Here is a 22,759-nt window from a genome sequence, read left to right as displayed (position 1 = left end):
ATGGTCACGAAATGACCGATCCGGAACTCATCGAGTTCGATCTCCCGCGGCTGCGGATGAGCGCGCTCAGCTGGGGAGCCGCGGACGGAAGGCCGGCCATCTGCGTGCACGGCTTCCCGGACAGTGCGTACAGCTGGCGGACGCTCGCACCGATACTGGTGGACAACGGCTTTCGCGTGATCGCGCCGTTCACGCGTGGCTATGACCCGACGGAACCCGCGCCCGACGGTGACTATCACCTGGGCGCGCTGATGTGCGACATGGTCGACCTGCACGCGCACCTCGGCCGACCGGCCGACGCGGTGCTGATCGGCCACGATTGGGGCGCGTTCACCGCCAGCGGGCTCGCCGCTTACCCGGGCTCCCCGTTCGCCGAGCACATCGTGATGTCGGTGCCCCCGCTCGCGGCGATGGACAACTCGCGGCGCGGGCTGGGCCAGAATCTGCGGATGGCCGCGATCCAACTGCGCCGCAGCTGGTACGTGCTGTTCTTCCAGTTGCCGTTCGTGCCGGAGCGGGTGCTGCACCGGGTGATCCCCCGACTCTGGAGGGATTGGTCGCCACCAGGGGTGGACGTGCGCGACGGTGTCGCAGCGACGCTGGACGCGCTGCCCTCGCTCGCCCACCGCAAGGCAGCGGTGTCGTACTACCGGTCCATGGTTCGATTCACCCGTCCCGCAGCGCAATACGCGGGCCTGCACCGGTTCCGGTTCAAGCTGCCCAGCCATCCGGTGCTCGTACTCCAGGGTGAACAGGACGGCGCGGTCCAGCCCGGTTATTTCGACGGGGTCATCGACGCGCTCCCGCCGGGTAGCCGGGTGCGCACGATTCCCGGTGCCGGACACTTCTTGCAGGTCGATCAGCCCCGAGTGGTCGGCAGCGCCATCCTCGAGTACCTCAAGGTCGGCTGAGTTCAGCGGTCCTGTCCGAGCTCCGCAGTTCGTAGTCGTCTGGATCGGGGTGGCTCGTCCATCGCCAGTAGTCGAAGATGCGGAACCCGTACAGAGTGGGCAACCCACCCGACGCGTTCTTGTAGTAGCTGCTCGAGATTGCAGGGTGGCTGTAGACCATCTGGCTGAGACGTTCCTGGTTGCGACGGTCGTAGTCGGCGCAGACGTCCGCCCGCGGCATCGCCGAGTCGTACCCGCCGGCCAGCAGCATGTCGATGCAGCCCATGATGTAGCGCATCTGGCACTCCGAGTTGTAGATGATGCTGGCGCCGTTGACGCCGTTGGTGCCTGGGCCGTACATGCAGTAGAAGTTCGGGAATCCCGGCACCGTGACGCCCAGGTACGCGTACGCCGAATCACCCCAGGCGGTGTTGAGTGCGAGCCCGTCGAGACCGCGCACATCGATCGGGCCGAGCTGATGGTTGACATCGAAACCGGTGGCCCACACCAGCACATCGGCGCGGCGGTGCACGCCGTCGACGGTGATGACGCCGTGGGACGTGATCTCGGCGATGCCGTCGGTGACCAACTCGACATCGTCGCGCTGCAGCGTGGTGAGCCAGGTTCCGTTGTCCTGCAACGTCCGTTTGCCCATAGGCGGGTATTTGGGTGTGACCTTCTCCAGCAGGTCCTCGTCGGTGCAGAAGTTGCGCATCCACGCAATGAACATCTCGCGGATGGCGTGGTTGGACGCGTTGCACGACAAGCCGCCGTTGTCCCAGTGCGGGTCGATGCGGACCTGTTCGTCGAGCGCGTCGGCGATCGGCCACCACGACACGAACCGCAGCCACCGCGCGTAATACGGCAGGTGCCGCATCGCCCACCGTGCCCCGTCGGGAACGACGTCGTGGTACATCGGGTTGGGCGCCATCCACTGCGGGGTGCGCTGATAGACGTCGACATGCTCAGTCAGGTCCGCGATCGCGGGCACGAGTTGAAACCCGCTGGCGCCGGCGCCGATGACGGCGACCCGCTTGCCTTTCAGATCGACGTCGTCACGCCAGTCGGCGGTGTGGAAGGACGGTCCGCTGAAGGTGTTGGCGCCCTTGATGTCTGGGATCACCGGGTTGCTGAACTGGCCGACGGCGCAGATCACGGCGCGTGAGGTCAGTTCCTCGGTTCGCCCGTCGGCGCCCCGGACGGTGACCCGCCAGGTTGCCGAGTTCTCGTCCCACGTCGCGCCGGTGACCGCGGTGTCGAAGCGCACGTGCGGCACGACGCCGTACTTGTCGGCGACGTTCTGCAGATACTGCAGGATCTCGGGTTGTTCGGCATAGTAGTGCCGCCAGTGGTCGGTCGGTTCGAACGAATAGGTGTAGTACTGGCTGGCGATGTCCACACGGCAGCCCGGATACCGGTTGGCCAGCCAGGTGCCGCCGACCGCGGACCGCTTCTCGACGATCGTGAACGGCACACCGGCGGCCTTGAGCTTGATGCCGGCCAGCAGTCCGGCTTCACCGCAGCCGATGACGACGACCGGAAAGTCGTGGCGCTGCTGCGCGGTCGATGCCAGCACCGGTCCACACTGATCGGCGTCGGTGAAACGCAGGTCCGCGGCGACATAGTCGACGAACTCCTCGGTCACCGTGCCCGCCGAGATCACGTTGAGCATCACCCGCATCTGCTCGGCGTCCGGCACGAACGGCGCGGGGCATCCGCGGTCTCGGTAGTCGCGGATCACCTCGACGGCGCGGTCGCGTACCTTCTGCTTGTCGGGTTCGCTCATCGCACCCTGCAGGTCCATCGCGATGAGCGCATACGGGCCGGGCATTTCGTCGAGCACGCCCATGTCGCCGGTCATGTGGACCATCGACATCAGCAGCGCGGGGACGCTCGCGTCGGCGACGGCGGCGCGGATCACATCGTCCGGGTCGTCGAAGGGCTGACCGAGCAGAGCATCACATTCCGCCAATCGGCCCATTCGCGAAGAATACACAATTCGCAAGACGTATGGTCTGATTTGATCGACCCACTCGACGAGGAGTCCGACGACGATGTCCAACCTGAAGATGCGGCGCGTCCGATTCGATCTCGGCGGCGACGACGTGCCGTTCAACTGGAACCCGCAGCGGCCGGCGTTCGCGATGCAGTGCAATCTGATCACCTTCTTCGCACCCGGCTTCGAGAAGTTCATCGTCGACGCGACCCGCGAAGCGATCCCGCTGATGCGCGATCCACGGCAAGCCGAGGAGGCGAACGCCTACCTGCGGCAGGAGGCACAACACTCGGCGGCGCACATGAGCCACTTCCGTGCGCTGGTCCGGCGCTGGCCGGGCCTGCAGGAGACGATGGACGAGGTGATCGCCTCCTACGACCGCCTCACTGCCACAAAACCTTTGGCGTGGCGGCTCGCGTACACCGCGGTGATCGAGAACACCTTCACGCCCTACTTCAAGGTGTTCCTCGACCACGAGGACAAGCTGTTCGCACCGGGCGACGAACGCGTCGCATCGCTGTTCCTCTGGCATTTCGTCGAGGAGATCGAGCATCGCAGCTCCGCGCTGATGGTGTATAACGCCGTGCACGGCGACTTTCTCTATCGCGCCAGGACGATCGGCTCCGTCGCCGTGCACCTCGGCGAGATCGCCGGGATCGTCTCTCGCGGGTTCCAAAAGCATGTCCCGGCAGCCGACGGCGGCCACTACGGCGGCCTGCTGCCCGAACGAATGACACCGCCGTCCTTGCTCGCGGCGGCTCGCGCCGCCCGACAAATGACCGAGCCCGGGCAGGGCACCTACGCCGGCGTGCCCAGGAAGGAGATGATCGCAATGCTGACCGGCCTGGTCCGATCACAGGGGCCGAACCATGACCCGACCCACGAAAATCTCCCTCCGTTCGCGGAACGCTGGTGCGACAGATACGACGAGGAGCCGAAGAGCGCCGCCCACTGGTACTCGGTCGGCATGGCCGGTAGTGGCGAACCCCGCCGCTAGGATCTCAACATGCAGGGCGCGGAGGTGGGCGACTAGTGGCGCGACGCCATGGCTGGTCGGGCAACACACCCGCCTCTGACGAGGAGGCGATCAGCCGCATCCTCGATGCCGCCGACGAGATCATCGCCGAGCGCGGCTCGGCGATGCGGATCGCCGACGTCGCGCGCTCGCTGGGGGTGACCCGGCAGACGGTGTACCGCTACTTCCCGGGCACCGAGGCGCTCCTGCTCGCGACAGTGATGCGCTCCGGCGACGGCTTCCTCGATCAGTTGGCCCATCACGTGGGCGACGAAACCGACGCCGTCACCGCCGTAGTCGAGGGGCTGGCGTTCGCGATCGAGAACCTGTCCCGCGACGATCGCATCATCTACATCCTGAGTAAAAGGTCCCGCGGTGAGCTCGCACCGTCGCTGTCGTCCGACACCGCGCTGGCCTTCAGCCGATCGATGCTGCACCGGTACGAGGTGGACTGGGACGCAAACGGGTTCGACGAAGAGGCGCTCGGCGAGCTCGCCGAGTTCTTGCTGCGGATCCTGTACTCGTATCTCGTCGACACCAACAAGAAACACCCCACCGGCACCGAACTGCGAACCTTCCTCGCGCGCTGGGTGGGCCCCGCCGTCATCTATCCGCGGTTTGCGGTGGCCATGGAGTCGGTCGCCAAGGTCGCTGTCCCGCAGCGTCCTGACCGCCGATCCGCGTCATAACCGGTTCGTCAGGACCGTCCGAAACCTCACACCCTCACTGAGGCCGCGGGACGAAGTTGCCGTGGAAGCCCTGCGGGATGTGGTGGCGCAAATTCGCGGCGGCGATCGGGCCGGCGGCGATATCCGCCGCGTCGAAGATCACCAGCCGCGATGTATGCGTCCCCGCCTGGTACTCGACGGAGAGCACCCAACCGTCGTCCTCCGCGGTCGCGTTGGGTTTGGCGGCGAATACCGGCTCGCAGAAGCTGTTTCCGGGCTCGGGTGTGGTGTACGTCGCCGCGGAATTGTCGCTCAGATCGAGTCTGGTGATCGAGTCGTAGAACGAGACGAGATGGTGGCGCGTGTTGAGGTACGCGTACCGGTGCTTGCGACCCTCGAATGCGTCGTTGTGCCGGGGGAATTCGCAGGGCAGCCCCGACAGCGGTTCGGCCAGGACACGTCCCGACCGTGTGATGCGGTATCGCATGAACGTCGATGGTGCGTCATCGAGCGGCGCGACGTGGAATCGGTTGAGCCTCCCCAAGAGTCGCCCGTCGTCGTACGTGATCGCGTCGATGACGGTGTCACCGCCGTCGTCGTGGGCGTTACTGAGGTGGAACATCAAGACGGCGTCATATTCGATGGTGCGAATCTTTCCGCCGTCCCTCGGCACCAAGACGAATACGCTGCCCCGCTCGGGTCGGTACCGCATGGCGTCGCCCATCGGTTTGAGCCCCAACAGCACCGGCAGGGCCGCGGGGATGATCGGTGAGACGACGAACACCAAATGGGTCTCCGTCAGCGCGAAGTCGTGCACCATGGCGACGTAAGGCAGTCGCGCGGAGCGGAAGTGCTTCAGCCGGCCCGTCGGGTCGGTGCGATAGATCCGTAAGTGCGGTCGCGGGATGAACTCGACGCCGAAGTTGAACATCTCGCGGGTTGCCGGGCAGAGGCACGGATGCGCCGAATAGGATCCCACCCAACGCAATTTCCCGCCGAACCGGCGGACGCCGATGGTTTCCAATGTCTGCGGTTTGATTTCGTGCGGCGGTCCGCCTTCCCACAGCGCGAACAGCCGACCGGCGTGTTCAACGACATTGGTGTTGGCCAGGTTCGGCGGAAGGCGACCGATGTTGGACTTGATGCCACCGGGCGCGGCGGTGCCCATATGGTTCAGCCCGGTCTTGCCGAGATAGTGGTTGGTCCGCACGTACCTGTTCTTGTAGTGGACCGATCCGTCGGCGATGGTGAACGCCGAGAGCATGCCATCGCCGTCGAAGAGATGGTGCAGCGGCCGACCGCTGTGGTCCTGCCAGCGGCCGGGCCCGTTGCGGTACAGGGTGCCTTCGAGGTCGGCCGGAATGGTTCCGTCGATGTCGTCGACCGAGTAGTCGTATTCGGCCAGCTGCGGCTCGCTGACTCCGAGGCTTCTGACGTCGGCATCGCTGAGCGTCGCGAGCTGGGCCATCAGCTGGTCGCGCTCGCTGACCGGAAGGGACGCGAGGTACCGATCGAGTTCGGGCAGTGCGGGCCCATCGGTCGCGATGATCGGAGTCTGGGTCACCGGGCACGCTCCTCTTCTGAGACTAATTTGCAATCTAGTCTCAGTTTGCGTGGAGAAGCAATGGTGCTGCGGTAGAAAGGGGCGTGGCCAGGACTCGTTCGTCCTCACAACTGGTGCAAGCCGCGCTGGAGATGATCAGCGAAAGCGGTCTGGATCGGCTGACCTTGAGCCAGGTCGCAGAACGGGCCGGCGTCTCGCGGGCCACCGCCTACCGCGAGTTCGGCGACAAGGACGGACTGCTGGGCGCGATCGCTGAGCAGGAGATCGGCGCGATGATCGCCGCGACGCTCGCGGCCTTCGACCCCGAGGCCGACCCCACCGCGCAGACGGCGGCTGTCGTCACCACCACGCTGCGGTACCTCCGCAATCACAAGGCGTTCGTCTACATTCGCGACCACGAACCGCACTGGCTGCTGTATGCCGGGCTGCCTGTCGGCAACGATCGATTGAACCTGGTGCAGACGGTGGCGGCGATGGTCGCCCAGGCGATACCGAGTTCAGATCAACTCGCTTTGAGCCCACTCGGCGCTGCCGAAGTCGTCGTCCGGATGGTCTTGTCCCACACGCTGATCGAGGACAGCGCGCTGACCGACAAGGAAGTGGCCGAGGTGGTCAGCCGCGCGATCACGCGGCGCTGATGGTCGGTACGACGCGGCCTTACCGGGCGGATAGGAAAAGCTGACCTCGAGGGCGTGAAGTCTGGCTTCCCGGCGATTCCACGGGCACCCGGGCGCGGCGACGATTGATGCATGACCACAACCGTCACGACAAAGGTCTCGACCGTCGACGAGACGACCGAGGCGGGCACCATCGATTGGCTCACGTTGGCCGATGAGGTCTTTCCGGCCGACGCCCTGTGAGCGCGCCGGACCGGGCCTCCCGGGCCCGCCTCAGTGCTGAGCCAGCTTCTCCGTCTGCTTCGCGATGAACGAGTTCCAATCCGACGCGCGCTCGACGAGAACGTCACGGACCTGATCATCGGTGAAGAGCATGAAGGTGTCGCCGAGAATGGCTTCGGCGACCTGTTCACCGACCTCCTCCGGAAGAAGAACCCCGAATTGCTCGCCGGGCAAGCCGGTTTGGACCTCTGGACCGAACGTAGGGGGCATCGTCGCGAGGATGTTGGTCGCGACCGGACCAGGACATAGCACAGTGACGCCGATCCCCTGTGGCTGAAGGTAGAGCCGGAGCCCCTCAGAGATCTGGACGATAGCGGCCTTCGTCGCCGCGTAGGGCATTCGGTCGTACGAATACGTGAAAAGACCGGCGAACGAGGCGGTGTTGACGATGTGGCCGCGACCCTGCGCGATGAGGACAGGAAGGAAAGCGGCGTTGCTGCGGACGACGGACATCAGGTTGATGTTGATGATCCGTTCCCACTCGCTGACGGGGAGTTGGTCGGGTCGGCCACTGGTCAGCACGCCGACGTTGTTCATCACGATGTCGACGGATCCGTAGCGGTCCAGCGTGAAGTCGCGGAGATCGGCGAAGGTTTCGTCGGTTCCCACGTCGCACACGAAGGCTTCCGTCGGATAGCCGCTCTCATGGAGTTCCGAGGCGGCCTCGTTCGCGTTGTCGGCGTGGATGTCGGCGATGACGAGTTGCGCTCCCCTCCGGGCGAGTGAACGCGCCGTCGCCAATCCGATGCCGCTGGCGCCTCCCGTGATGACGGCGGTGGCACCCTGTAGCGATTCCACGGCCACCTCAGCGGACGGTGAAGCCGGCGTCGAGCGGCCACTGGATGCCGGTGATGAACTTGGCCTCCTCCGAGACGAGGAATGCGACTGCGTTGGCGATGTCCTCGGGCTGGAGAATGGGCAGCGGGAGCGCGTTCTCCATGCCGGATATCGCGTTCTGTCCCCCTTCGGCCGCTTGTGCCATCAACGCGTTCATCGCGTCGTTCTGCGTCATGCCGCTGAGCACTCCGGTGGGGTGGATGGTGTTCACCCTGATCCATTCCGGAGCAAGGTAGTTGGCGAGGTTTTGCATCAGGGCGACCACGCCTCGCTTGGCCGCCGCGTAGGCGTTACCGCTCGCGTTGAGCGATGCGGTGCCCTTCAAACCGGCCGTGGAACTGGTGATCACGATCGACCCGCCCCGCTTGCCCTCGCGCATGACGGGCAGCGCGGCCCGAATGGTGTGATAGACGCCGGTGAGGTTGGTGTCGATGACATCCTGCCAGTCCTGCATGAAATCTGCGGATTCACCTGCAAGACGGACGATCCCGGCGTTGGCGATGGTGATGTCGATGCGGCCGAACTGCTCGACGCCAGCATCCACCGCGGCCAGCATGTCGTGGTAGCTGCGGACATCACCTTTGCGCGCCACCATGCGGCGGCCTTCCTTCTCGACGAGGCGTTCGGTTTCCTCGAGGTCGGCGAGTGAAGCATTCGGGTACGTCATCGATGCGATGTTCTCGCAGATATCGACTCCGATGATGTCGGCCCCGTCGCGCGCCAGGCGTACCGCGTGGGCGCGGCCCTGCCCTCGACCTACGCCGGTGATGAACGCGACTTTGCCTTCGAGTGGCTTCGGCATCAATCTCCTTTCGGGGCGGCGGTGATCCGCCGCCACGATTCGTCGGCGGCCGTCTGCAGAAGACGGCCCTTGGGAAACCCGCTGTATGCAGAGAACTGCAGAATGACCTCGTTCATCTCCGCACGGGTGATATCGCCGGACTCCAGCGCCGAGCCGACGTGGGAGTAGATCGGGCCGAGCGCGCCGGACACTCCGACGGCGGCAACGGTGATCAACCGGCGTTCTCGACGTCCGAGGTCGGGTCGTTGCCAAAGGTGGCCGAAAACAAACGCCAGGATGCCGGCCTGGAAATACGGCGAGTCCCGGGGTGGCGCAGGTAGCAAGTTCACGTCGACGAAGCACCTTTCGCCCTCGTCAAGCCGAACGTGATGATCCGTCGGCCCCAAGGACTCCACCGGGAGATCGGGCCTCGGGGGGACGTCCTCGCCTCGTTCGGTGGCCAACCGCGCCCATTGATTGCGTGCCGCCCCTTCGGCTTCAGACGCCCGAGGCCAGCCGCAATATACGGCGAAATGCAGCACGAATTCGAGAATTTCGTCGTAGGCGATGTCGCCGCTGGCGAGTGCGGCGTACATGTGCTGATTCATGTGGTCGACGCTCTCGAGCGCGCATACGCACGTCAGCGTGACGAACCGGCGGTCTCGCCGACTCAGGCCGGGCCGCTCCCACACCGGACCGAACACCGGATCGGCGAGCATCACATCTTGGTAAGGCTGGTCGGCCATAGCACCCCTCTGGAGTCGGACGACTGAACTTTAAGTCCATAGACTTAATTCGTCCAGTGTGAGATTCTAGCTCCATGTCTGTGCCGGTGGAGCTGTCGGCGAAGCAGCAACTGGTGCTCACGGCAGAGCGGCTGTTCGCGCAACGAGGTCTGGACGGTGTTCCGCTGCGCCAGATCGGCACCGAAGCGGCCATGGCGAACAAGTCGGCGGTGCAGTACCACTTCGGGTCGAAAGAGGGTCTGATACAGGCGATTCTGTTGCACCGCCTCGAGCACCTGACGCAGCGACGCCGGTTGCTGGCGGCGCGGGCCCCGTCCGATGACCTACGGGCGATCGTCGAGGCGCATCAGCTGCCGCTCATCGAGATGGCCGAGGACGAGAGCTGCTTCTATGTGTCGTTCTTGGAACAGTTGTTGCGTTACGACTCGTCGGCGAGCCCCCTCGCGTCCCTGCCCGAAGAGCATCAGAAGTCCCATCGGGAGTACGTCAGGAGAGTCGGCGACACCACGAGGCACATCCCGCGACCCATTCGTGACGAACGGATCCACCGAGTTTCGGCGATGTGCGTGCACGCGTGCGCCGACCGTCATCGATACCGTGCTTTCGGACTGCCGGTCCCGGCCTACGCGTTACACGTGAGCTCTCTGCTCGACGACTTCGTGGCCGTGCTCGTCGCCCCGCCGTCGGAGGAGACGCTCGCCGCACTGAAAGGATCTCGGCAACGCCGCGTGGCGCTTCGGTCCCTGCCATAGCCCCGGTAAGCAAGCCGCAGGCCCGCCCGAAAGGGGCCTGACCAGCGTGGCAGGTGCAGGATTCGAACCTGCGTAGGCGTAAGCCGACGGATTTACAGTCCGCTCCCATTGGCCGCTCGGGCAACCTGCCTGGGTGCTGCACCGCCCGGGCGACCCGGTTTGGTGCGACTTGCAGGGTACAACGAGGATGGGTCCAAGACGAAAACGGCACCAGATCATCAGGGAGGACGGATCCAATGGCGGATTCATCGTTCGACGTCGTGAGCAAGGTCGACCGCCAGGAGGTGGACAATGCCCTGAACCAGGCCGCAAAGGAGCTGGCCACACGCTTCGACTTCCGCGGCACCGATACGTCCATCGAGTGGCAGGGCGAGGAGACGGTGGTCATCACCAGCTCGACCGAGGAGCGCGCCAAGGCTGCCGTCGACGTCTTCAAAGAGAAGCTGGTCCGCCGCGACATCTCGATGAAGGCGTTCGACGCCGGCGACCCGCAGGCGTCTGGCAAGACCTACAAGGTCAGCGGCCAGATCAAGCAGGGCATCAGCAGCGAGCAGGCCAAGAAGATCACCAAGCTCATCCGCGACGAGGGGCCCAAGGGCGTCAAGGCGCAGATCCAGGGCGACGAGATACGCGTCAGCTCCAAGAAGCGCGACGATCTGCAAGCCGTGATTGCACTGCTCAAGGGCGCTGACCTCGACGTGGCGCTGCAGTTCGTCAACTACCGCTGATCGGCTCGCCCGACCAGAACCCGCTGACGCGGCGCGCTCAGCCCGACAGGTTGAAGTTGCCCGCCGTTCCGTAGACAGCCAGCGACACCAACAAGGTCACCGATACGACCACCACAAGCGATGCCCGCACCGCGTTGCCCGTTGCAACGCCGACGCCGGCCGGGCCTCCCGTGGCGAAGTAGCCGTAATACGTGTGGATCAACAGGATCGTGAGCGCCACAAGAACGGCTTGCAGGAATGACCACAACAGGTCGACCGGGCTCAGGAACGTCGAGAAGTAGTGGTCGTAGAGCCCCGACGACTGCCCCAGCAGGGCCACCGTCGTAAACCGGCTCGCCAGGAATGACAAGATGACGGCGATCGTGTAGAGCGGTGTGACCGCGATCATGCCGGCGACGAGCCTCGTGCTGATCAAGAAAGAGACCGGGCGGATCGCCATCGCCTCCAACGCGTCGATCTCCTCACTGATGCGCATGGCACCCAGTTGCGCGGTCACGCCTGCGCCGACGGTAGCCGCCAGTCCTATTCCGGCGACGACCGGAACCGAGATCCGGACGTTGATGAATGCCGCGAGGAAGCCCACCAAAGCCTCGATGCCGATGTCTCCGAGCGAGCTGTAGCCCTGCACCGCAAGAGTTCCGCCCGTCGCCAGCGTCAGGAATCCGATGATCACCACCGTGCCGCCGATCATCGCCAAAGTCCCTGCGCCCATGCCGATCTCGGCGATGAGCCGAGCGATGTCAGTCCTGTAGTACCTCACCGCGTACGGCACACCGGCCAGCGACCGCCCCCAGAACAGTGCCTGATCGCCGAGTCGGCCCAGAACCCCGATCGGACGGCTGATCTCCTTGTCGACCCGTGGATGCACAGTCGGCGGGTGCGAGGGCATGTCGGACTCGTTTCAGTTGGCGGTGAATTGGATACCGATCGCGGTGACGACCACGTTGACCACGAACAACGCCATGAACGCGTAGACGACCGTCTCGTTGACCGCGTTGCCTACGGCCTGTGCGCCGCCTCTGCGGACGGTCAATCCCCGGTAACACGCGACGATGCCCGCGATGAGGCCGAACAGCGCCGCCTTGATCCCCGAGATGATCAGTTCGGGGACCCCGGTGAGCAGCGTGATGCCGCCGGCGAAAGCGCCCGGGTTCACGTCCTGGACGAAAACCGAGAAGACATAGCCGCCCCCTACACCGATGATGACGACCAGGCTGTTGAGCAGAAGCGCCACCAGTCCGGCGGCGAGTATCCGAGGGGTCACCAACCGCTGGACCGGGTTGATCCCCAAGACCTCCAATGCGGCGATCTCGTCGCGGACGGTGCGCGCACCCAGGTCTGCACACATGGCCGTCGCTCCCGCACCGGCCACCACGAGCACGGTCACGATGGGTCCGACCTGCGTCACCGCCCCGAACGCGGCGCCCGCACCGCTCAAGTCGGCCGCACCGAGTTCGCGCAACAGGATGTTCAGCGTGAAGTTGACCAAAACGGTCAACGGGACAGCCACCAGCATCGTCGGAAGGAGCGCCACCCGCACGATGAACACCGACTGTTCCAGGAACTCTCGCGCCTGGAAGGGACGGTGGAAGATGAATTTCACCGCATCGACGGACATCATGAAGAGACCGCCGACCGCCACGAGCGCGTTGGAGACATCCCGATCGGACGCCGGCGTTTCCGGCGACCAGCGCAGCATCCGCCAAATCATCTGTCGGGACTCCTCCCTAGAGATTGCCGCCCGACATTTCCGCCGCCACCAAATCTGTGCCGCCGGTCCGGTCCCGCGACTATCAGGGACGCTAGGACAGGGCCACCACCTTCCTAGGAGTCCTTGGTCATCGGTTCGGTAGGCGTTGGTCCTCAATCAGCGCCAACCGATTTCAGCCCGGCGGATTCGAATTACCGTCGAACCTCCAAGCACAGCGCGCGGAGGAACGATGAATGCCAGCGATGTCGACGGTTCAGAGCTCGCCAAGTGGGATCGGGATTTCACCGAGCTGGCGACGAAACTCATTGCGCCGGTGATCAACCGCTACTTCCGCGTCGAAGTCCGCGGACTGGAATCAGTCCCGTCCAGCGGCGGGGTGTTGGTGGTGTCCAATCATTCCGGCGGAATGCTGACACCGGATGTACTCGTCTTCGCGCCGGCCTTCTACAAGAGGTTCGGTTATGACCGCCCGCTGTACACGCTCGCTCACTACGGCGTGTTCTTCACTCCACTGCGGAGTTACCTGAGCCGCATCGGCGTCGTGCATGCGAACCCGGAGAACGCCGCCAAAGCGTTGCGCTCGGATGCGGTCGTACTGGTGTATCCCGGTGGGGACTACGACGCGTACCGGTCGACGCTGAGCGCGCACGTGATCGACTTCGAGGGCCGCACCGGCTACGCCAGGCTCGCGATCGACACCGGCGTGCCGATCGTGCCCGTGGTCTCGATCGGAGGGCAGGAGACTCAACTGTTCCTGACGCGAGGGGACCGGTTGGCGAAGAGGTTGGGCCTGCACCGGATCCGGCTGGACATCCTGCCATTGACTGCCGGCTTTCCATTCGGCGTGACGTCGTTTTTTCCGGCCAACATGCCGTTGCCTGCCAAGATCGTCGACCAAGTGCTCGAACCGATCGATGTCCGGATGTTCGGCGGCAACGCCCAGGCGGTCGATGCCCATGTCCGGTCCGTCATGCAGACGGCCCTCGACCGCCTTGCGCAGGAGCGACGGTTCCCCGTGCTGGGCTGACCGGGGTCCACGAAATGCCCCTGAACATCCGCCGTCCGACCTACCCTGATCGGCATGGCACCACAGCAACGTGTACCCAAAGTCGTCGTTCTCGGTGGAGGCTCCTGGGGCACCACCGTGGCGTCCATCTGCGCCCGCCGCGGGCCGACGCTGCAGTGGGTGCGCTCCCAGGAGACGGCCGACGACATCAACGTCAACCACCGCAACTCGAAGTACCTGGGCAATGAGGTCGAGCTTCCGGACAGCCTCAAGGCGACGACGGATTTCACCGAGGCGGCGGCGTGCGCGGACGTCATCGTCATGGGCGTGCCGTCACACGGCTTCCGCGGCGTACTGACCGAGCTCGCCAAGGAGCTGCGGCCATGGGTGCCGGTGGTGTCGCTGGTCAAGGGCCTCGAGCAGGGCACCAACTTCCGGATGAGCCAGGTCGTCTCCGAGGTGCTGCCCGGGCATCCGGCCGGAATCCTGGCCGGGCCGAACATCGCGCGTGAGGTGGCCGAGGGGTACGCCGCCGCCGCGGTGCTCGCCATGCCCGACCAGCAACTCGCCGCGGATCTGGCACGACTGTTCCGCACCAAGCGGTTTCGCACCTACACCACCGACGACGTGGTGGGCGTGGAGATGGCCGGGGCGTTGAAGAACGTCTATGCGATCGCGGTCGGGATGGGCTATTCGCTGGGGATCGGCGAGAACACCCGCGCGATGGTGATGGCCCGTGCGATCCGCGAGATGTCCAAACTCGGCGAGGCGACCGGCGGGCACCGCGACACATTCGCCGGCCTGGCGGGCATCGGCGACCTCATCGTCACCTGCACCAGCCAGCGCAGCCGCAACCGCCACGTCGGTGAGCAGTTGGGTGCGGGCAAGCCGATCGACGAGATCATCGCGTCGATGAACCAGGTCGCCGAGGGTGTGAAGGCGGCGAGCGTCATCATGGAATTCGCCGACCAGTACGGGATTTCGATGCCGATCGCCCGCGAGGTCGACGCCGTGGTCAACCACGGCTCCTCCGTCGAGGACGCCTACCGCGGCCTGATGGTCGAGAAGCCCGGGCACGAGGTGCACGGCGCCGGGTTCTAGCTCAGTTGAAAAACGGGTTCGTGCCCTCGGGCCGCTCCAGCAGCGGGTCCCTGCCGCCGTTGATGATGTGGCTGCCCGCGGGGCTCAACACGAAGCCGGACTGGTTTCGGCTGTCCGAGCACGTGGTCACGCCGCCGTCGCTGCCGCAGCTGACGGTCTGGAAGCTGATTCGCGAACCGGCCGGCAGCGGTTTGGCGTCGCCGACGACGGCGAACACGTCGGCCGTCGTCGCCGAGAACTGCGGGACACCCGGGCCGCCGCTGACGAAGTTGGCGCCGTTCGGTGCCGCGGGGATCGCACCGCTGCAGCCGTAGCCGCCGTTGCGCTGCAGGACGCACGTCAATCCGTCGGGGGTCTTGAACGCATACCAGTGGCCGTCCATCTTCGCGAACTCCGACAGCTTCACCGGCGCGAGCGCGTTGACGTTCGGCGCCGGTGGCGCCGGCGGTTCGGAGGGTTGAGCGGCGGCGATACCGTGCGCGCCGATCAGGGCCGCCCCCGCGGACCCGACGACGCCGATCAACACCCTGTTCAGCACGGTCCACACCCTAAGGGGTAGCGGGAATACTCGCAGCACACGAATCACATCGCCGCAGGTCCGCAGGGTGTTACCCGCATCGGCCAGAGGAGTGGACCCCCCACCTGCGGGATGGCGCGAACCGCGAGTTCGACCGACGCTGTAACCACAGCGAAAGCTCACGGAGGAACCGCCATGACAACCGAGCACACCGTGCTGGTGATCGGCAGCGGTCCTGCCGGATTGTCCTGCGCCGCCGAATTGCTCGCGCGGGGAGTGGACGTGACCGTCGTCGAGCGCGGCGGGCAGATCGGCGCCGCCTGGTCAGGTCGCTACGACGCCCTGCGTTTCAACACATGCCGCCGCAATTCGGCTCTGCCCGGCGCTCCGTTCCCGCGTCGCTTCGGTCAGTTTCCGACCCGCGACCAGTACGTCGACTATCTGCAGACCTACGCCGGCCGCCACCATGTTGCCGTCGAACTCGGTGTCGACGTGCAGCGACTCGACCCGCTCCCCGAGGGAGGTTGGAAGGTTGCCACCAACGGCGGTCCACGCAGGACACGCCATGTCGTGGTCGCAACGGGCATCTTCAATCAGCCTGCTCTCCCCGATTGGGCAGCCGACAACGGCTTCGTCGGGCGGGTCGTGCACACCGCGGAGTACCGCAACGCCGACCGGTTCGCCGGTCAGCGTGTCTTGGTCGCCGGCGCGGGTTCCAGCGGGCTCGAGATCGCCCACGACTTGAGCCGCTCGGGTTGCCCAGAGGTACTGCTGGCGGTGCGCACTCCGCCGAACATTCTTCTGCGGCAAGTCGGTCGGCTGCCCTTCGACCTGCCGATGCCGCTCTTTCTCCGGCTTCCCGCCGGTCTCGTCGACAAGATTCTGCTTGCCGTGCAGCGCGGAATGATCGGCGATCTGAGCGATTACGGGTTCGGCAAGCCGCCGGAGGGGCCGATCGCTGGACTCAAGCGCCGCGGCGCGGGCACTGCAATCGTCGATCGTCAAGTGATCGATGCGATCCGCGATCGCTCGCTTCGCGTGGTAGCGGCCGTCGACCGACTCCAACCCGACGGAGCGGTCCTTGCGGACGGCACCTCTGTTCAGGTCGATGCCATCATCGCGGCCACCGGGTACCGAACCGGACTGGATGCCATGGTCTCCCATCTCGATGTCCTCGACCAGCGGGGCATGCCACGCGACGGACGCGGCACCGAGGTACTGCCAGGTCTTCGCTTCGTCGGCTACGTGTACCGGCCGGGGCTGACGAGATTCGTTGGAACGCTGGCTCGACGGGTAGCCGACGACATTGCCGCGCAGCTGGCGGCTTCGAAGTTGCGCGAGTCACTGCCGAAGGACGAGATCTTGCGAGAGTAGTGCCGCAAGCTCCGGACGGCTGTTCACACCCAGCTTGGCGAAGATCGCCTTGATGTGACCGCGCAACGTCTCGGCGGTGATCCACAGCCGGCCGGCGATCTCCCGGGTGGACATGCCGGTCAACAGCAGCTGGGTGACCTCCTTCTCCCGACGGGTCAGCTGGCTCAGGTGAACCAGCAGCGGGGCAATGTCCGAACGGCGCGCTTGCTCCAAAACCACTGCGGTGCAGCCTGTTTCCGCCCCCTCTCGCTCCAGACGGACTGCCCGCACCACGAGCCAGTCACCGGAGCGGCCCCTGGTGCGCGCCATCGCCGGCTCGCCGACTCCGGTTTCGGCGAGAACGCGCGCCCGGTGAGCGACCTCGTGCAGCACGATGGTGCTCTCCAGACGTTCGACCTCGACGGGCCCCAGCCACTCGCTGACCTGCGGTGTCATCGACTCGATGCTGCCGTCGTCGGCGAGTATCAGCAGCGCGGGCGCCGTGGGAACCGACGGCACGGGCCTACCGTCGAGCTGAAGGGACGCCCGGATGCCGTTGGCCACGTGCGGGCAGAGCCTCGCCATCGTGGCGACCTCGACCTCGGTGAAGAACGGGTCCTCGGCACGCCGGGTGAGGCAGAAGTGCCCCCAGGTGGCCGACCCGGAACTGAAGACGCCCCGCATCTCGTCGCCGTATCCGTTGGGTTGGTAGATCTTCGACCAACGCGTGCTGCGGCTCAGATCACCGGCGGTCTCGATGCCGAGCGAAGCCGCCGGGACCTCCCGCCGTGCGAGGTCGACGAACTTGTTCACGTCGTCGGTGGTCAATTCGCATTCGATGAGGGCGAGATTCTGCTGACGTGTGACGTTCTCGGCATGCACCCCGGTGATGAGCAAAGTGTCGGGGTCGGTGAGCAGCCAGCCCGCAGCGGCGTAGGGGATCTTTGCCCGGACGACGGTAGCGACCGCAGACAGTAGTTCGAGCGGATCTTGAGCCCGCGCACAGATGCGCGCGACCCGCTGCTCCAACCGAGCAGGCCAGGCGAACGACATCGCTGACGACATGACCGACCCACCGCCCTTCCGTTGGGGTTCGCCGTCCGTCGGGCTGGTCCGTACTGTCGGTTCTACTCCCCTTTTACGCACTCAGACAAGGACTCTGTGGGCCACTCACACACCACACGCCCACGGAGTGGCAAATACGCACAGCGAAGGAGGATCTCGATGTGCGCGCTTTTGAACCTGGTTCACCGAGCCTCGGACGTGTTGGTGGGCGCAGGCACCAAGGCTCTGCGGTCACGTCGGCTGATGCGTGCCCCGATCGGGCTGTATCGGGCACGCCTCGGGTTCATCTTCGGCTCGCGGATCCTGTTGCTGGAACACATCGGCCGGAAGTCGGGGCAGACCCGGCAAGTGGTGCTCGAGGTGCTCGATCGGACTGACCCGGAGGCTTACATCGTCGCCTCCGGCTTCGGCACCCGCGCGCAGTGGTACAAGAACGTCCAGGCCGATCCCAGGGTGAAGGTGTCCGTCGGTACCCGGTTGTCGAGGCCCGCGATCGCGCGTCCGCTCAGCACTGACGAAGCTGACGCTGCGCTGCGCCGTTACGTCGACCGGCACCGCCGGGCGTGGGAGACGATGAAGCCGGTCCTCGAATCGACCCTGGGCGCACCGATCACCACCGAGAACACCGCCCTGCCGATGGTCGAACTGCGGCTGACAGACCACTGACCGGTGAGGTGTCAGTAGTAGCCAGGGCCCCGACCGGCCATCGACTCCAGGCGGGCGATGCGGTCCCCGATGGGCGGGTGCGTCAAGAACAGCTTGCCGATCTTCTCGCCCGCGCGGAACGGGTTGGCGATCATCAGGTGCGCCTGATCGGCCAGCTTGGGGTCGGGCGGCAGCGGTGCCTGCTCGACGCCGGCGCTGATCTTGCGCAGCGCGCTGGCCAACGCCAACGGATCGCCCGTCAGCTCCGCGCCGGACTGGTCGGCCTGGTACTCCCGCGACCGCGACACCGCCAGCCGTATCACTGTCGCCGCGATGGGGCCGAGCAGCGAAACCAATAGGATCGCAAAGGGATTGGCGCCCTCGCGGTTACCGCCGAAGATCGTCGCAAAGTAGGCGATGTTGGCGAGCGCGGTGATGACCGCGGCCATCGCGCCGGCGACGCTCGAGATCAGGATGTCGCGGTTGTAGACGTGTGAGAGTTCGTGCCCGAGCACCGCCCGTAGTTCGCGTTCGTTGAGGATGTGCAGGATGCCGGTCGTACAGCACACCGCGGCGTTGCGCGGATTGCGGCCGGTGGCGAACGCGTTCGGCGCGTCGGTGTCGCTGATGTACAGCCGCGGCATCGGCTGGCGAGCCGTGGTGGCCAGCTCGCGCACGATCCGGTACATCACCGGGGCCTGCATTTCGGTGACGGGCTGCGCGTGCATCGCCCGCAGCGCGATCTTGTCGCTGTTGAAATACATGTAGGCGTTCATGCCGACGGCGAACAGCACCGCCAGGCCGATGAGCGCCGTATTGCGGAACAGCGCGGCGATGAACACGATCAGCGCCGAGAACCCCACCAGCAGAGCGAACGTCTTGGCGGTGTTCGCGTGCGGATGCCAGGTCATCGCTTCCTCCTTCGGAAAGAAAGACTTCGCTGAATCAACGCTTAGGCGGGCTCCGCAAGTTCCGGCGCTCAGCCGTGCCGGTTGACCGTGTAATCCACCAGGGTCGCCAGGGCCTGACGGCCCGGCCCCTCGGGCAGCTGGGAGAGCTCCTCGCGGGCCTGCACCGCGTACTGCGCGACGGTCTGCTTGGCCCTGGTCATACCCGGTGACCCGCGCAACAGCCGCAGGGCCTCGGCCACGTCGTCGTCGTTTTCCACCGGTCCGGCCAGTAGCTCGCGCAACCGGTCGGCGGCGGGACCGTCGTCACGCAGCGCGTACAGCACCGGCAGGGTGTGCACACCTTCGCGCAGGTCGGTGCCCGGCACCTTGCCGGACTCGTCCGGATCGCTGTCGATGTCGATGATGTCGTCGGAGATCTGGAAAGCCGTGCCGACGATGCCGCCCAGCCGGCTCAACCGCTCGATCTGCTCTTCGTCGGCACCCGAGAATGTCGCCCCGAACCGGCCGGACGCCGCAATCAGGCATGCGGTCTTCTCGTAGACGACCTTCAGGTAGTGCTCGACGGAATCGACGTGTTCGGCCGCGCCGCGGGTTTCCCGCATCTGGCCGGTAACCAGCTGGGCAAAGGTGTCGGCGATGATGCGAACGGCGTCGGGTCCGAGCCTGCTGACCAGACGCGAGGCAGTCGCGAACAGGTAGTCGCCTGCCAGGATCGCGATGTTGTTGCCCCAGCGCGCGTTGGCGCTGTCCGCACCGCGACGGACTTGCGCCTCGTCCATCACGTCGTCGTGGTACAGCGTCGCGAGGTGCACCAGTTCGATGACCGCGCCCGCGACGGTGACCTGCCAGGCATCCGGGTCCGGACCCAGCCGGGCGGAGAGCACCGTGAACAGTGGGCGGAACCGCTTCCCGCCGGCCTGGAACAGGTGTTGTACCGCTTCGGCCATCAACTCGTCGGCTTTGCCGAGCTCAGTGGCCATCAGGTCTTCGATGCGGGCGACCCCGTCGCGCACTTCCTGCGCGAATTCGGGATCTCCGAAGTCCACCCCGGCTACCACCGTCGCTGGCGTCCTCACCCTGCCAACATACTGGGAACCATGGACTTACCGGCGGGTTGGGCCCACGGCCGAAGGCCAGGGGAGAGCGAAGCGACCGGGGGATCGATGAAGGCGGACGTGGTCGTCGTCGGGGCCGGCCCCGCGGGTTCGGCCGCCGCCGCGTGGGCGGCGCGCAACGGCCGCGACGTCCTCGTCATCGACAAGGCGCAGTTCCCCCGCGACAAGGCCTGCGGCGACGGGCTGACTCCGCGCGCCGTGCTGGAGATGCGCCGCCTCGGCCTCGGGCCGTGGCTGGACGGTCGGGTGCGGCACCGTGGCCTGCGGATGTCCGGCTTCGGGGCGGACGTCGAGATCGAGTGGCCCGGACCGTCGTTTCCGTCGACCTCGAGCGCGGTTCCGCGCACCGAACTCGACGACCGCATCCGCATGGTCGCCGTCGACGACGGCGCGAAGATGATGCTCGGCGTCAAAGCCGTCGACGTGCGCCATGACGCCTCCGGACGCGTGGCGGCGGTGATACTCGATTCGGGCGCCGAGATCGGTTGCGGCGAGCTGATCGTCGCCGACGGAGCCCGCTCGACGCTGGGCCGCGTGCTGGGCCGCGAATGGCATCAGGAGACGGTGTACGGCGTAGCGATCCGGGGCTACATCGGCACGCCGCGCGCAAGCGAACCGTGGATCACCTCGCACCTGGAGCTGCGCTCGCCAGAAGGTGCGGTGCTGCCCGGATACGGCTGGATCTTCCCGCTGGGCAACGGCGAGGTGAACATCGGCGTCGGGGCGCTCGCGACGATCAAGCGCCCGGCCGACGCCGCGCTGCGGCCACTGATGTCGTATTACACCGGGCTACGTCGTGAGGAGTGGGGCTTCGTCGGGGAACCGCGCGCCGGCCTGTCGGCGCTGCTGCCGATGGGCGGAGCGGTGTCGGGTGTTGCCGGGCCGAACTGGATGTTGATCGGCGATGCTGCGGCCTGCGTGAACCCGCTCAACGGCGAAGGTATCGACTACGGCCTCGAAACCGGCCGGCTGGCCGCCGAACTGCTGGGCACCGGTGATCTGTCGCAGGCGTGGCCCGCGGTGCTGTCGGCGCACTATGCGCGCGGGTTCTCCGTGGCCCGGCGGCTCGCACTGCTGCTGACGTTCCCGCGATTCCTGCCGTCAACCGGGCCGCTCGCGATGCGGTCGGCGACTCTGATGAACATCGCGGTGCGGGTGATGGGCAACTTCGTCACCGACGAGGACGAGGACTGGACCGCCCGGATCTGGCGCGGCGCAGGTCGCCTGTCGCGGCGTATCGACGAACGGGCGCCGTTCAGCTAGTCGCGCCGGCGCCGCTCGAGGAGCTTCACCGCGATGCGGGTGTCTGCGGGTTCCCGACTCGTCTGCGTAGAAGCCGTGAGCCCCAACGCAATCAGAACGTCTGCGGCCGTGATGAACAATCCGATCCAATACGCCCACCGCATGGTGGGGTCCGGTTGGGACGCGAAGTACAGGATGAGGAATATCGGGCCGACGATGCCGAAGACGAACATCATGGCTTGAAACATCAGATAGCGCTTGAACGTCTCCATGTCACAGGCAGAATATCGCGGATGACCGCCGTGTACCGGGCCCCGATGCGATCTCGCCGCGACGACATCGACCCCCAGAAATCGCTCGACCGGGCATTGGCTCTGGGCGTCGTCGGTTTCGGCGACGCGGGTTTCGGCGAGCGGCTGGCTCGCCGCGTGGACCGATTCACCGATGTCGAAGACGGGTCCTTCGTGTGGACCCGCGATGCCGACGGGCTTTTCTGGTTGGGCCGCATCGATGGTCCGTACCGCCGGGACGATGCCGAGGAGGCCGCCGCCGTCGACCTGGTGCATGTGCGGCCGTGCCGCTGGCTGCGCGAGCCCATCCTCGAACCCGACGTCCCCGCAGCGGTTCTCGCGACCTACGCACGCGGCGGACGCAACTTTCAGCAAACCCACGACCCGGACGTCGGCCCGCAGACGGAACGCATCTGGGATGCCCGCAGCGATCGAGACCGGTAACCAAGCTAACTGTAAGACCAGCTAGACGAGCTGTTTTCGACGAGGTGCAGGGATTATCCTGGTGCACAGCGGCGTTCAGGTATGCATCGGCGGAAGGAAACCACGATGCTCGGTATGACGGTTCGATCGGCAGTTGCCGCTTTCGCGGTCGCCGCGGCCGCGCTGTCGTCCGCCCCGATTGCGGCCGCGCTGCCCCAGGGACCGTGTCAGGATGTGCCTTTCGTCGGCGTGTGCACGCCGTATCGGGGCGCGACCGGTAAGCCGTCCTCGAATGCCAAGTCCGAACCGCCCCTGCCGGCCGTCAACAGCGCCGCACCGACTGGCGGTGGCCAGCAGGCAGCCATCGATATCGACGACTAGCTGTGATGCCCAGGGAGGTTGTCCCTCCCCTTATCGGTGAGCCTGTGTGACAGGGAAGGCCTCCGGTTGTGAAGTGGAGCTGTCTAAGAACCGCTTCACCAACCAGGAGGCCTTCGTGTCCCA

25 protein-coding genes and 1 tRNA gene are annotated in these 22,759 nt (G+C 65.9%); 13 read left to right on the top strand and 13 right to left on the bottom strand.

The genetic code is table 11. The features are described 5' to 3' along the window. Positions 1-11 precede the first annotated feature (11 nt). The gene (locus tag RMCN_RS07585) at positions 12-911 is read left to right on the top strand and encodes an alpha/beta fold hydrolase (RefSeq protein ID WP_064414110.1); all 900 of its coding nucleotides are present in this window, start codon (positions 12-14) and stop codon (positions 909-911) included. On the opposite strand, the gene RMCN_RS07580 is transcribed toward RMCN_RS07585, so the two are convergent. Then, complete coding sequence (locus RMCN_RS07580) at positions 898-2,871, bottom strand: flavin-containing monooxygenase (RefSeq protein WP_067388145.1); 1,974 nt, start codon at positions 2,869-2,871, stop codon at positions 898-900. The genes RMCN_RS07585 and RMCN_RS07580 overlap by 14 nt on opposite strands. Before the next feature lie 73 nt (positions 2,872-2,944). Between RMCN_RS07580 and RMCN_RS07575 the strand changes: the two genes are divergently transcribed. Continuing rightward, a complete protein-coding gene (locus RMCN_RS07575; RefSeq protein ID WP_067388143.1) occupies positions 2,945-3,883 on the top strand; it encodes a metal-dependent hydrolase in 939 nt (312 codons plus the stop codon). Between the two features lie 35 nt (positions 3,884-3,918). Beyond that, the gene (locus tag RMCN_RS07570; protein ID WP_067388141.1) at positions 3,919-4,590 is read left to right on the top strand and encodes a TetR/AcrR family transcriptional regulator; all 672 of its coding nucleotides are present in this window, start codon (positions 3,919-3,921) and stop codon (positions 4,588-4,590) included. A gap of 34 nt (positions 4,591-4,624) precedes the next feature. Here RMCN_RS07570 and RMCN_RS07565 read toward each other — a convergent pair whose 3' ends face one another. Further along, positions 4,625-6,133, bottom strand: coding sequence for a carotenoid oxygenase family protein (locus RMCN_RS07565; RefSeq protein ID WP_067388139.1), 1,509 nt, complete (start codon positions 6,131-6,133; stop codon positions 4,625-4,627). Between the two features lie 83 nt (positions 6,134-6,216). Between RMCN_RS07565 and RMCN_RS07560 the strand changes: the two genes are divergently transcribed. Beyond that, on the top strand, positions 6,217-6,771 hold the full coding sequence (locus RMCN_RS07560) for a TetR/AcrR family transcriptional regulator (RefSeq protein WP_067388136.1): 555 nt from the start codon (positions 6,217-6,219) through the stop codon (positions 6,769-6,771). 252 nt (positions 6,772-7,023) lie between these two features. Here RMCN_RS07560 and RMCN_RS07555 read toward each other — a convergent pair whose 3' ends face one another. Genes RMCN_RS07555 through RMCN_RS07545 form a run of 3 tightly spaced genes read right to left on the bottom strand, consistent with a single transcriptional unit; the run spans position 7,024 to position 9,396 of the window. Next, the gene (locus tag RMCN_RS07555) at positions 7,024-7,836 is read right to left on the bottom strand and encodes an SDR family oxidoreductase (protein ID WP_067388135.1); all 813 of its coding nucleotides are present in this window, start codon (positions 7,834-7,836) and stop codon (positions 7,024-7,026) included. A gap of 1 nt (position 7,837) precedes the next feature. Beyond that, positions 7,838-8,671 carry a mycofactocin-coupled SDR family oxidoreductase gene (locus RMCN_RS07550; RefSeq protein ID WP_067388133.1) on the bottom strand — a complete coding sequence of 278 codons (834 nt, stop codon included), beginning with the start codon at positions 8,669-8,671 and terminating at the stop codon, positions 7,838-7,840. After that, the gene (locus RMCN_RS07545; RefSeq protein ID WP_067388131.1) at positions 8,671-9,396 is read right to left on the bottom strand and encodes a carboxymuconolactone decarboxylase family protein; all 726 of its coding nucleotides are present in this window, start codon (positions 9,394-9,396) and stop codon (positions 8,671-8,673) included. The genes RMCN_RS07550 and RMCN_RS07545 overlap by 1 nt, the downstream gene beginning before the upstream one ends. A gap of 74 nt (positions 9,397-9,470) precedes the next feature. Between RMCN_RS07545 and RMCN_RS07540 the strand changes: the two genes are divergently transcribed. Further along, on the top strand, positions 9,471-10,148 hold the full coding sequence (locus RMCN_RS07540; protein ID WP_067388128.1) for a TetR/AcrR family transcriptional regulator: 678 nt from the start codon (positions 9,471-9,473) through the stop codon (positions 10,146-10,148). Between the two features lie 47 nt (positions 10,149-10,195). Here the strand turns inward: RMCN_RS07540 and RMCN_RS07535 are convergent. After that, positions 10,196-10,278, bottom strand: a tRNA-Tyr gene (locus tag RMCN_RS07535). Between the two features lie 106 nt (positions 10,279-10,384). Here RMCN_RS07535 and RMCN_RS07530 point away from each other — a divergent pair. Beyond that, entirely contained in the window at positions 10,385-10,876 is a 492-nt protein-coding gene (locus tag RMCN_RS07530) for a YajQ family cyclic di-GMP-binding protein (RefSeq protein ID WP_064423338.1), read from the top strand. A gap of 37 nt (positions 10,877-10,913) precedes the next feature. Here the strand turns inward: RMCN_RS07530 and RMCN_RS07525 are convergent, their stop codons facing one another. Further along, the gene (locus tag RMCN_RS07525; protein WP_067388126.1) at positions 10,914-11,765 is read right to left on the bottom strand and encodes an MlaE family ABC transporter permease; all 852 of its coding nucleotides are present in this window, start codon (positions 11,763-11,765) and stop codon (positions 10,914-10,916) included. A 12-nt stretch (positions 11,766-11,777) separates the two neighbouring features. Next, positions 11,778-12,575, bottom strand: coding sequence for an MlaE family ABC transporter permease (locus tag RMCN_RS07520; protein WP_067388124.1), 798 nt, complete (start codon positions 12,573-12,575; stop codon positions 11,778-11,780). Positions 12,576-12,816: 241 nt separating this feature from the next. Here RMCN_RS07520 and RMCN_RS07515 point away from each other — a divergent pair, with 241 nt between their 5' ends. Then, a complete protein-coding gene (locus RMCN_RS07515; RefSeq protein WP_067388122.1) occupies positions 12,817-13,614 on the top strand; it encodes a lysophospholipid acyltransferase family protein in 798 nt (265 codons plus the stop codon). 54 nt (positions 13,615-13,668) lie between these two features. Then, complete coding sequence (locus RMCN_RS07510; protein WP_067388120.1) at positions 13,669-14,694, top strand: NAD(P)H-dependent glycerol-3-phosphate dehydrogenase; 1,026 nt, start codon at positions 13,669-13,671, stop codon at positions 14,692-14,694. 1 nt (position 14,695) lies between these two features. Here RMCN_RS07510 and RMCN_RS07505 read toward each other — a convergent pair whose 3' ends face one another. Further along, positions 14,696-15,232 carry a hypothetical protein gene (locus RMCN_RS07505; protein WP_064414109.1) on the bottom strand — a complete coding sequence of 179 codons (537 nt, stop codon included), beginning with the start codon at positions 15,230-15,232 and terminating at the stop codon, positions 14,696-14,698. A gap of 174 nt (positions 15,233-15,406) precedes the next feature. Between RMCN_RS07505 and RMCN_RS07500 the strand changes: the two genes are divergently transcribed. Further along, positions 15,407-16,585 carry a flavin-containing monooxygenase gene (locus RMCN_RS07500; protein WP_067388118.1) on the top strand — a complete coding sequence of 393 codons (1,179 nt, stop codon included), beginning with the start codon at positions 15,407-15,409 and terminating at the stop codon, positions 16,583-16,585. On the opposite strand, the gene RMCN_RS07495 is transcribed toward RMCN_RS07500, so the two are convergent. Beyond that, positions 16,553-17,629, bottom strand: a complete 1,077-nt coding sequence (locus tag RMCN_RS07495; RefSeq protein WP_067388114.1) for a helix-turn-helix transcriptional regulator — start codon at positions 17,627-17,629, stop codon at positions 16,553-16,555. The genes RMCN_RS07500 and RMCN_RS07495 overlap by 33 nt on opposite strands. A gap of 159 nt (positions 17,630-17,788) precedes the next feature. Here RMCN_RS07495 and RMCN_RS07490 point away from each other — a divergent pair, with 159 nt between their 5' ends. Next, positions 17,789-18,295, top strand: coding sequence for a nitroreductase family deazaflavin-dependent oxidoreductase (locus tag RMCN_RS07490; RefSeq protein WP_067388112.1), 507 nt, complete (start codon positions 17,789-17,791; stop codon positions 18,293-18,295). 11 nt (positions 18,296-18,306) lie between these two features. Here the strand turns inward: RMCN_RS07490 and htpX are convergent, their stop codons facing one another. Both htpX and grcC1 read right to left on the bottom strand, forming a co-directional pair. After that, positions 18,307-19,185 carry a zinc metalloprotease HtpX gene (gene htpX, locus RMCN_RS07485; RefSeq protein ID WP_067388110.1) on the bottom strand — a complete coding sequence of 293 codons (879 nt, stop codon included), beginning with the start codon at positions 19,183-19,185 and terminating at the stop codon, positions 18,307-18,309. A gap of 68 nt (positions 19,186-19,253) precedes the next feature. Beyond that, entirely contained in the window at positions 19,254-20,261 is a 1,008-nt protein-coding gene (gene grcC1, locus RMCN_RS07480; protein ID WP_174523785.1) for a nonaprenyl/(2E,6E)-farnesyl/geranylgeranyl diphosphat synthase, read from the bottom strand. An 87-nt stretch (positions 20,262-20,348) separates the two neighbouring features. On the opposite strand from grcC1, the gene menJ reads away from it, so the two are divergent. Beyond that, positions 20,349-21,563, top strand: coding sequence for a menaquinone reductase MenJ (gene menJ, locus RMCN_RS07475; RefSeq protein ID WP_067388109.1), 1,215 nt, complete (start codon positions 20,349-20,351; stop codon positions 21,561-21,563). Here menJ and RMCN_RS07470 read toward each other — a convergent pair. Then, positions 21,560-21,814, bottom strand: a complete 255-nt coding sequence (locus tag RMCN_RS07470) for a hypothetical protein (RefSeq protein WP_067388107.1) — start codon at positions 21,812-21,814, stop codon at positions 21,560-21,562. The genes menJ and RMCN_RS07470 overlap by 4 nt on opposite strands. 21 nt (positions 21,815-21,835) lie before the next feature. Between RMCN_RS07470 and RMCN_RS07465 the strand changes: the two genes are divergently transcribed. Together RMCN_RS07465 and RMCN_RS07460 are read left to right on the top strand one after the other, a co-directional pair. Beyond that, positions 21,836-22,276, top strand: coding sequence for a hypothetical protein (locus RMCN_RS07465; protein ID WP_067388105.1), 441 nt, complete (start codon positions 21,836-21,838; stop codon positions 22,274-22,276). A 114-nt stretch (positions 22,277-22,390) separates the two neighbouring features. After that, positions 22,391-22,636: a hypothetical protein gene (locus RMCN_RS07460; protein ID WP_131808539.1), complete on the top strand. Its 246-nt coding sequence runs from the start codon at positions 22,391-22,393 to the stop codon at positions 22,634-22,636. Positions 22,637-22,759 lie beyond the last annotated feature (123 nt).

This window comes from Mycolicibacterium novocastrense (assembly GCF_001570485.1).
Classification (GTDB): Bacteria; Actinomycetota; Actinomycetes; order Mycobacteriales; family Mycobacteriaceae; genus Mycobacterium; species Mycobacterium novocastrense.
Note: the sequence above shows the minus strand (reverse complement) of the source record. Positions and strands in the feature narration are given on the sequence as shown.

What these genes read in the sequence shown, in the direction of transcription:
- RMCN_RS07520 (WP_067388124.1), bottom strand. Translation starts at nt 12,575, where the DNA reads ATGCTGCGCTGGTCGCCGGAAACGCCGGCGTCCGATCGGGATGTCTCC.
- RMCN_RS07500 (WP_067388118.1), top strand. Translation starts at nt 15,407, where the DNA reads ATGACAACCGAGCACACCGTGCTGGTGATCGGCAGCGGTCCTGCCGGA.
- RMCN_RS07465 (WP_067388105.1), top strand. Translation starts at nt 21,836, where the DNA reads ATGACCGCCGTGTACCGGGCCCCGATGCGATCTCGCCGCGACGACATC.
- RMCN_RS07470 (WP_067388107.1), bottom strand. Translation starts at nt 21,814, where the DNA reads ATGGAGACGTTCAAGCGCTATCTGATGTTTCAAGCCATGATGTTCGTC.
- RMCN_RS07550 (WP_067388133.1), bottom strand. Translation starts at nt 8,671, where the DNA reads ATGCCGAAGCCACTCGAAGGCAAAGTCGCGTTCATCACCGGCGTAGGT.
- RMCN_RS07545 (WP_067388131.1), bottom strand. Translation starts at nt 9,396, where the DNA reads ATGGCCGACCAGCCTTACCAAGATGTGATGCTCGCCGATCCGGTGTTC.
- RMCN_RS07525 (WP_067388126.1), bottom strand. Translation starts at nt 11,765, where the DNA reads ATGCCCTCGCACCCGCCGACTGTGCATCCACGGGTCGACAAGGAGATC.
- RMCN_RS07515 (WP_067388122.1), top strand. Translation starts at nt 12,817, where the DNA reads ATGAATGCCAGCGATGTCGACGGTTCAGAGCTCGCCAAGTGGGATCGG.
- RMCN_RS07540 (WP_067388128.1), top strand. Translation starts at nt 9,471, where the DNA reads ATGTCTGTGCCGGTGGAGCTGTCGGCGAAGCAGCAACTGGTGCTCACG.
- RMCN_RS07510 (WP_067388120.1), top strand. Translation starts at nt 13,669, where the DNA reads ATGGCACCACAGCAACGTGTACCCAAAGTCGTCGTTCTCGGTGGAGGC.
- menJ (WP_067388109.1), top strand. Translation starts at nt 20,349, where the DNA reads ATGAAGGCGGACGTGGTCGTCGTCGGGGCCGGCCCCGCGGGTTCGGCC.
- htpX (WP_067388110.1), bottom strand. Translation starts at nt 19,185, where the DNA reads ATGACCTGGCATCCGCACGCGAACACCGCCAAGACGTTCGCTCTGCTG.
- RMCN_RS07530 (WP_064423338.1), top strand. Translation starts at nt 10,385, where the DNA reads ATGGCGGATTCATCGTTCGACGTCGTGAGCAAGGTCGACCGCCAGGAG.
- RMCN_RS07490 (WP_067388112.1), top strand. Translation starts at nt 17,789, where the DNA reads ATGTGCGCGCTTTTGAACCTGGTTCACCGAGCCTCGGACGTGTTGGTG.
- RMCN_RS07495 (WP_067388114.1), bottom strand. Translation starts at nt 17,629, where the DNA reads ATGTCGTCAGCGATGTCGTTCGCCTGGCCTGCTCGGTTGGAGCAGCGG.
- RMCN_RS07460 (WP_131808539.1), top strand. Translation starts at nt 22,391, where the DNA reads ATGACGGTTCGATCGGCAGTTGCCGCTTTCGCGGTCGCCGCGGCCGCG.
- RMCN_RS07575 (WP_067388143.1), top strand. Translation starts at nt 2,945, where the DNA reads ATGTCCAACCTGAAGATGCGGCGCGTCCGATTCGATCTCGGCGGCGAC.
- RMCN_RS07580 (WP_067388145.1), bottom strand. Translation starts at nt 2,871, where the DNA reads ATGGGCCGATTGGCGGAATGTGATGCTCTGCTCGGTCAGCCCTTCGAC.
- RMCN_RS07585 (WP_064414110.1), top strand. Translation starts at nt 12, where the DNA reads ATGACCGATCCGGAACTCATCGAGTTCGATCTCCCGCGGCTGCGGATG.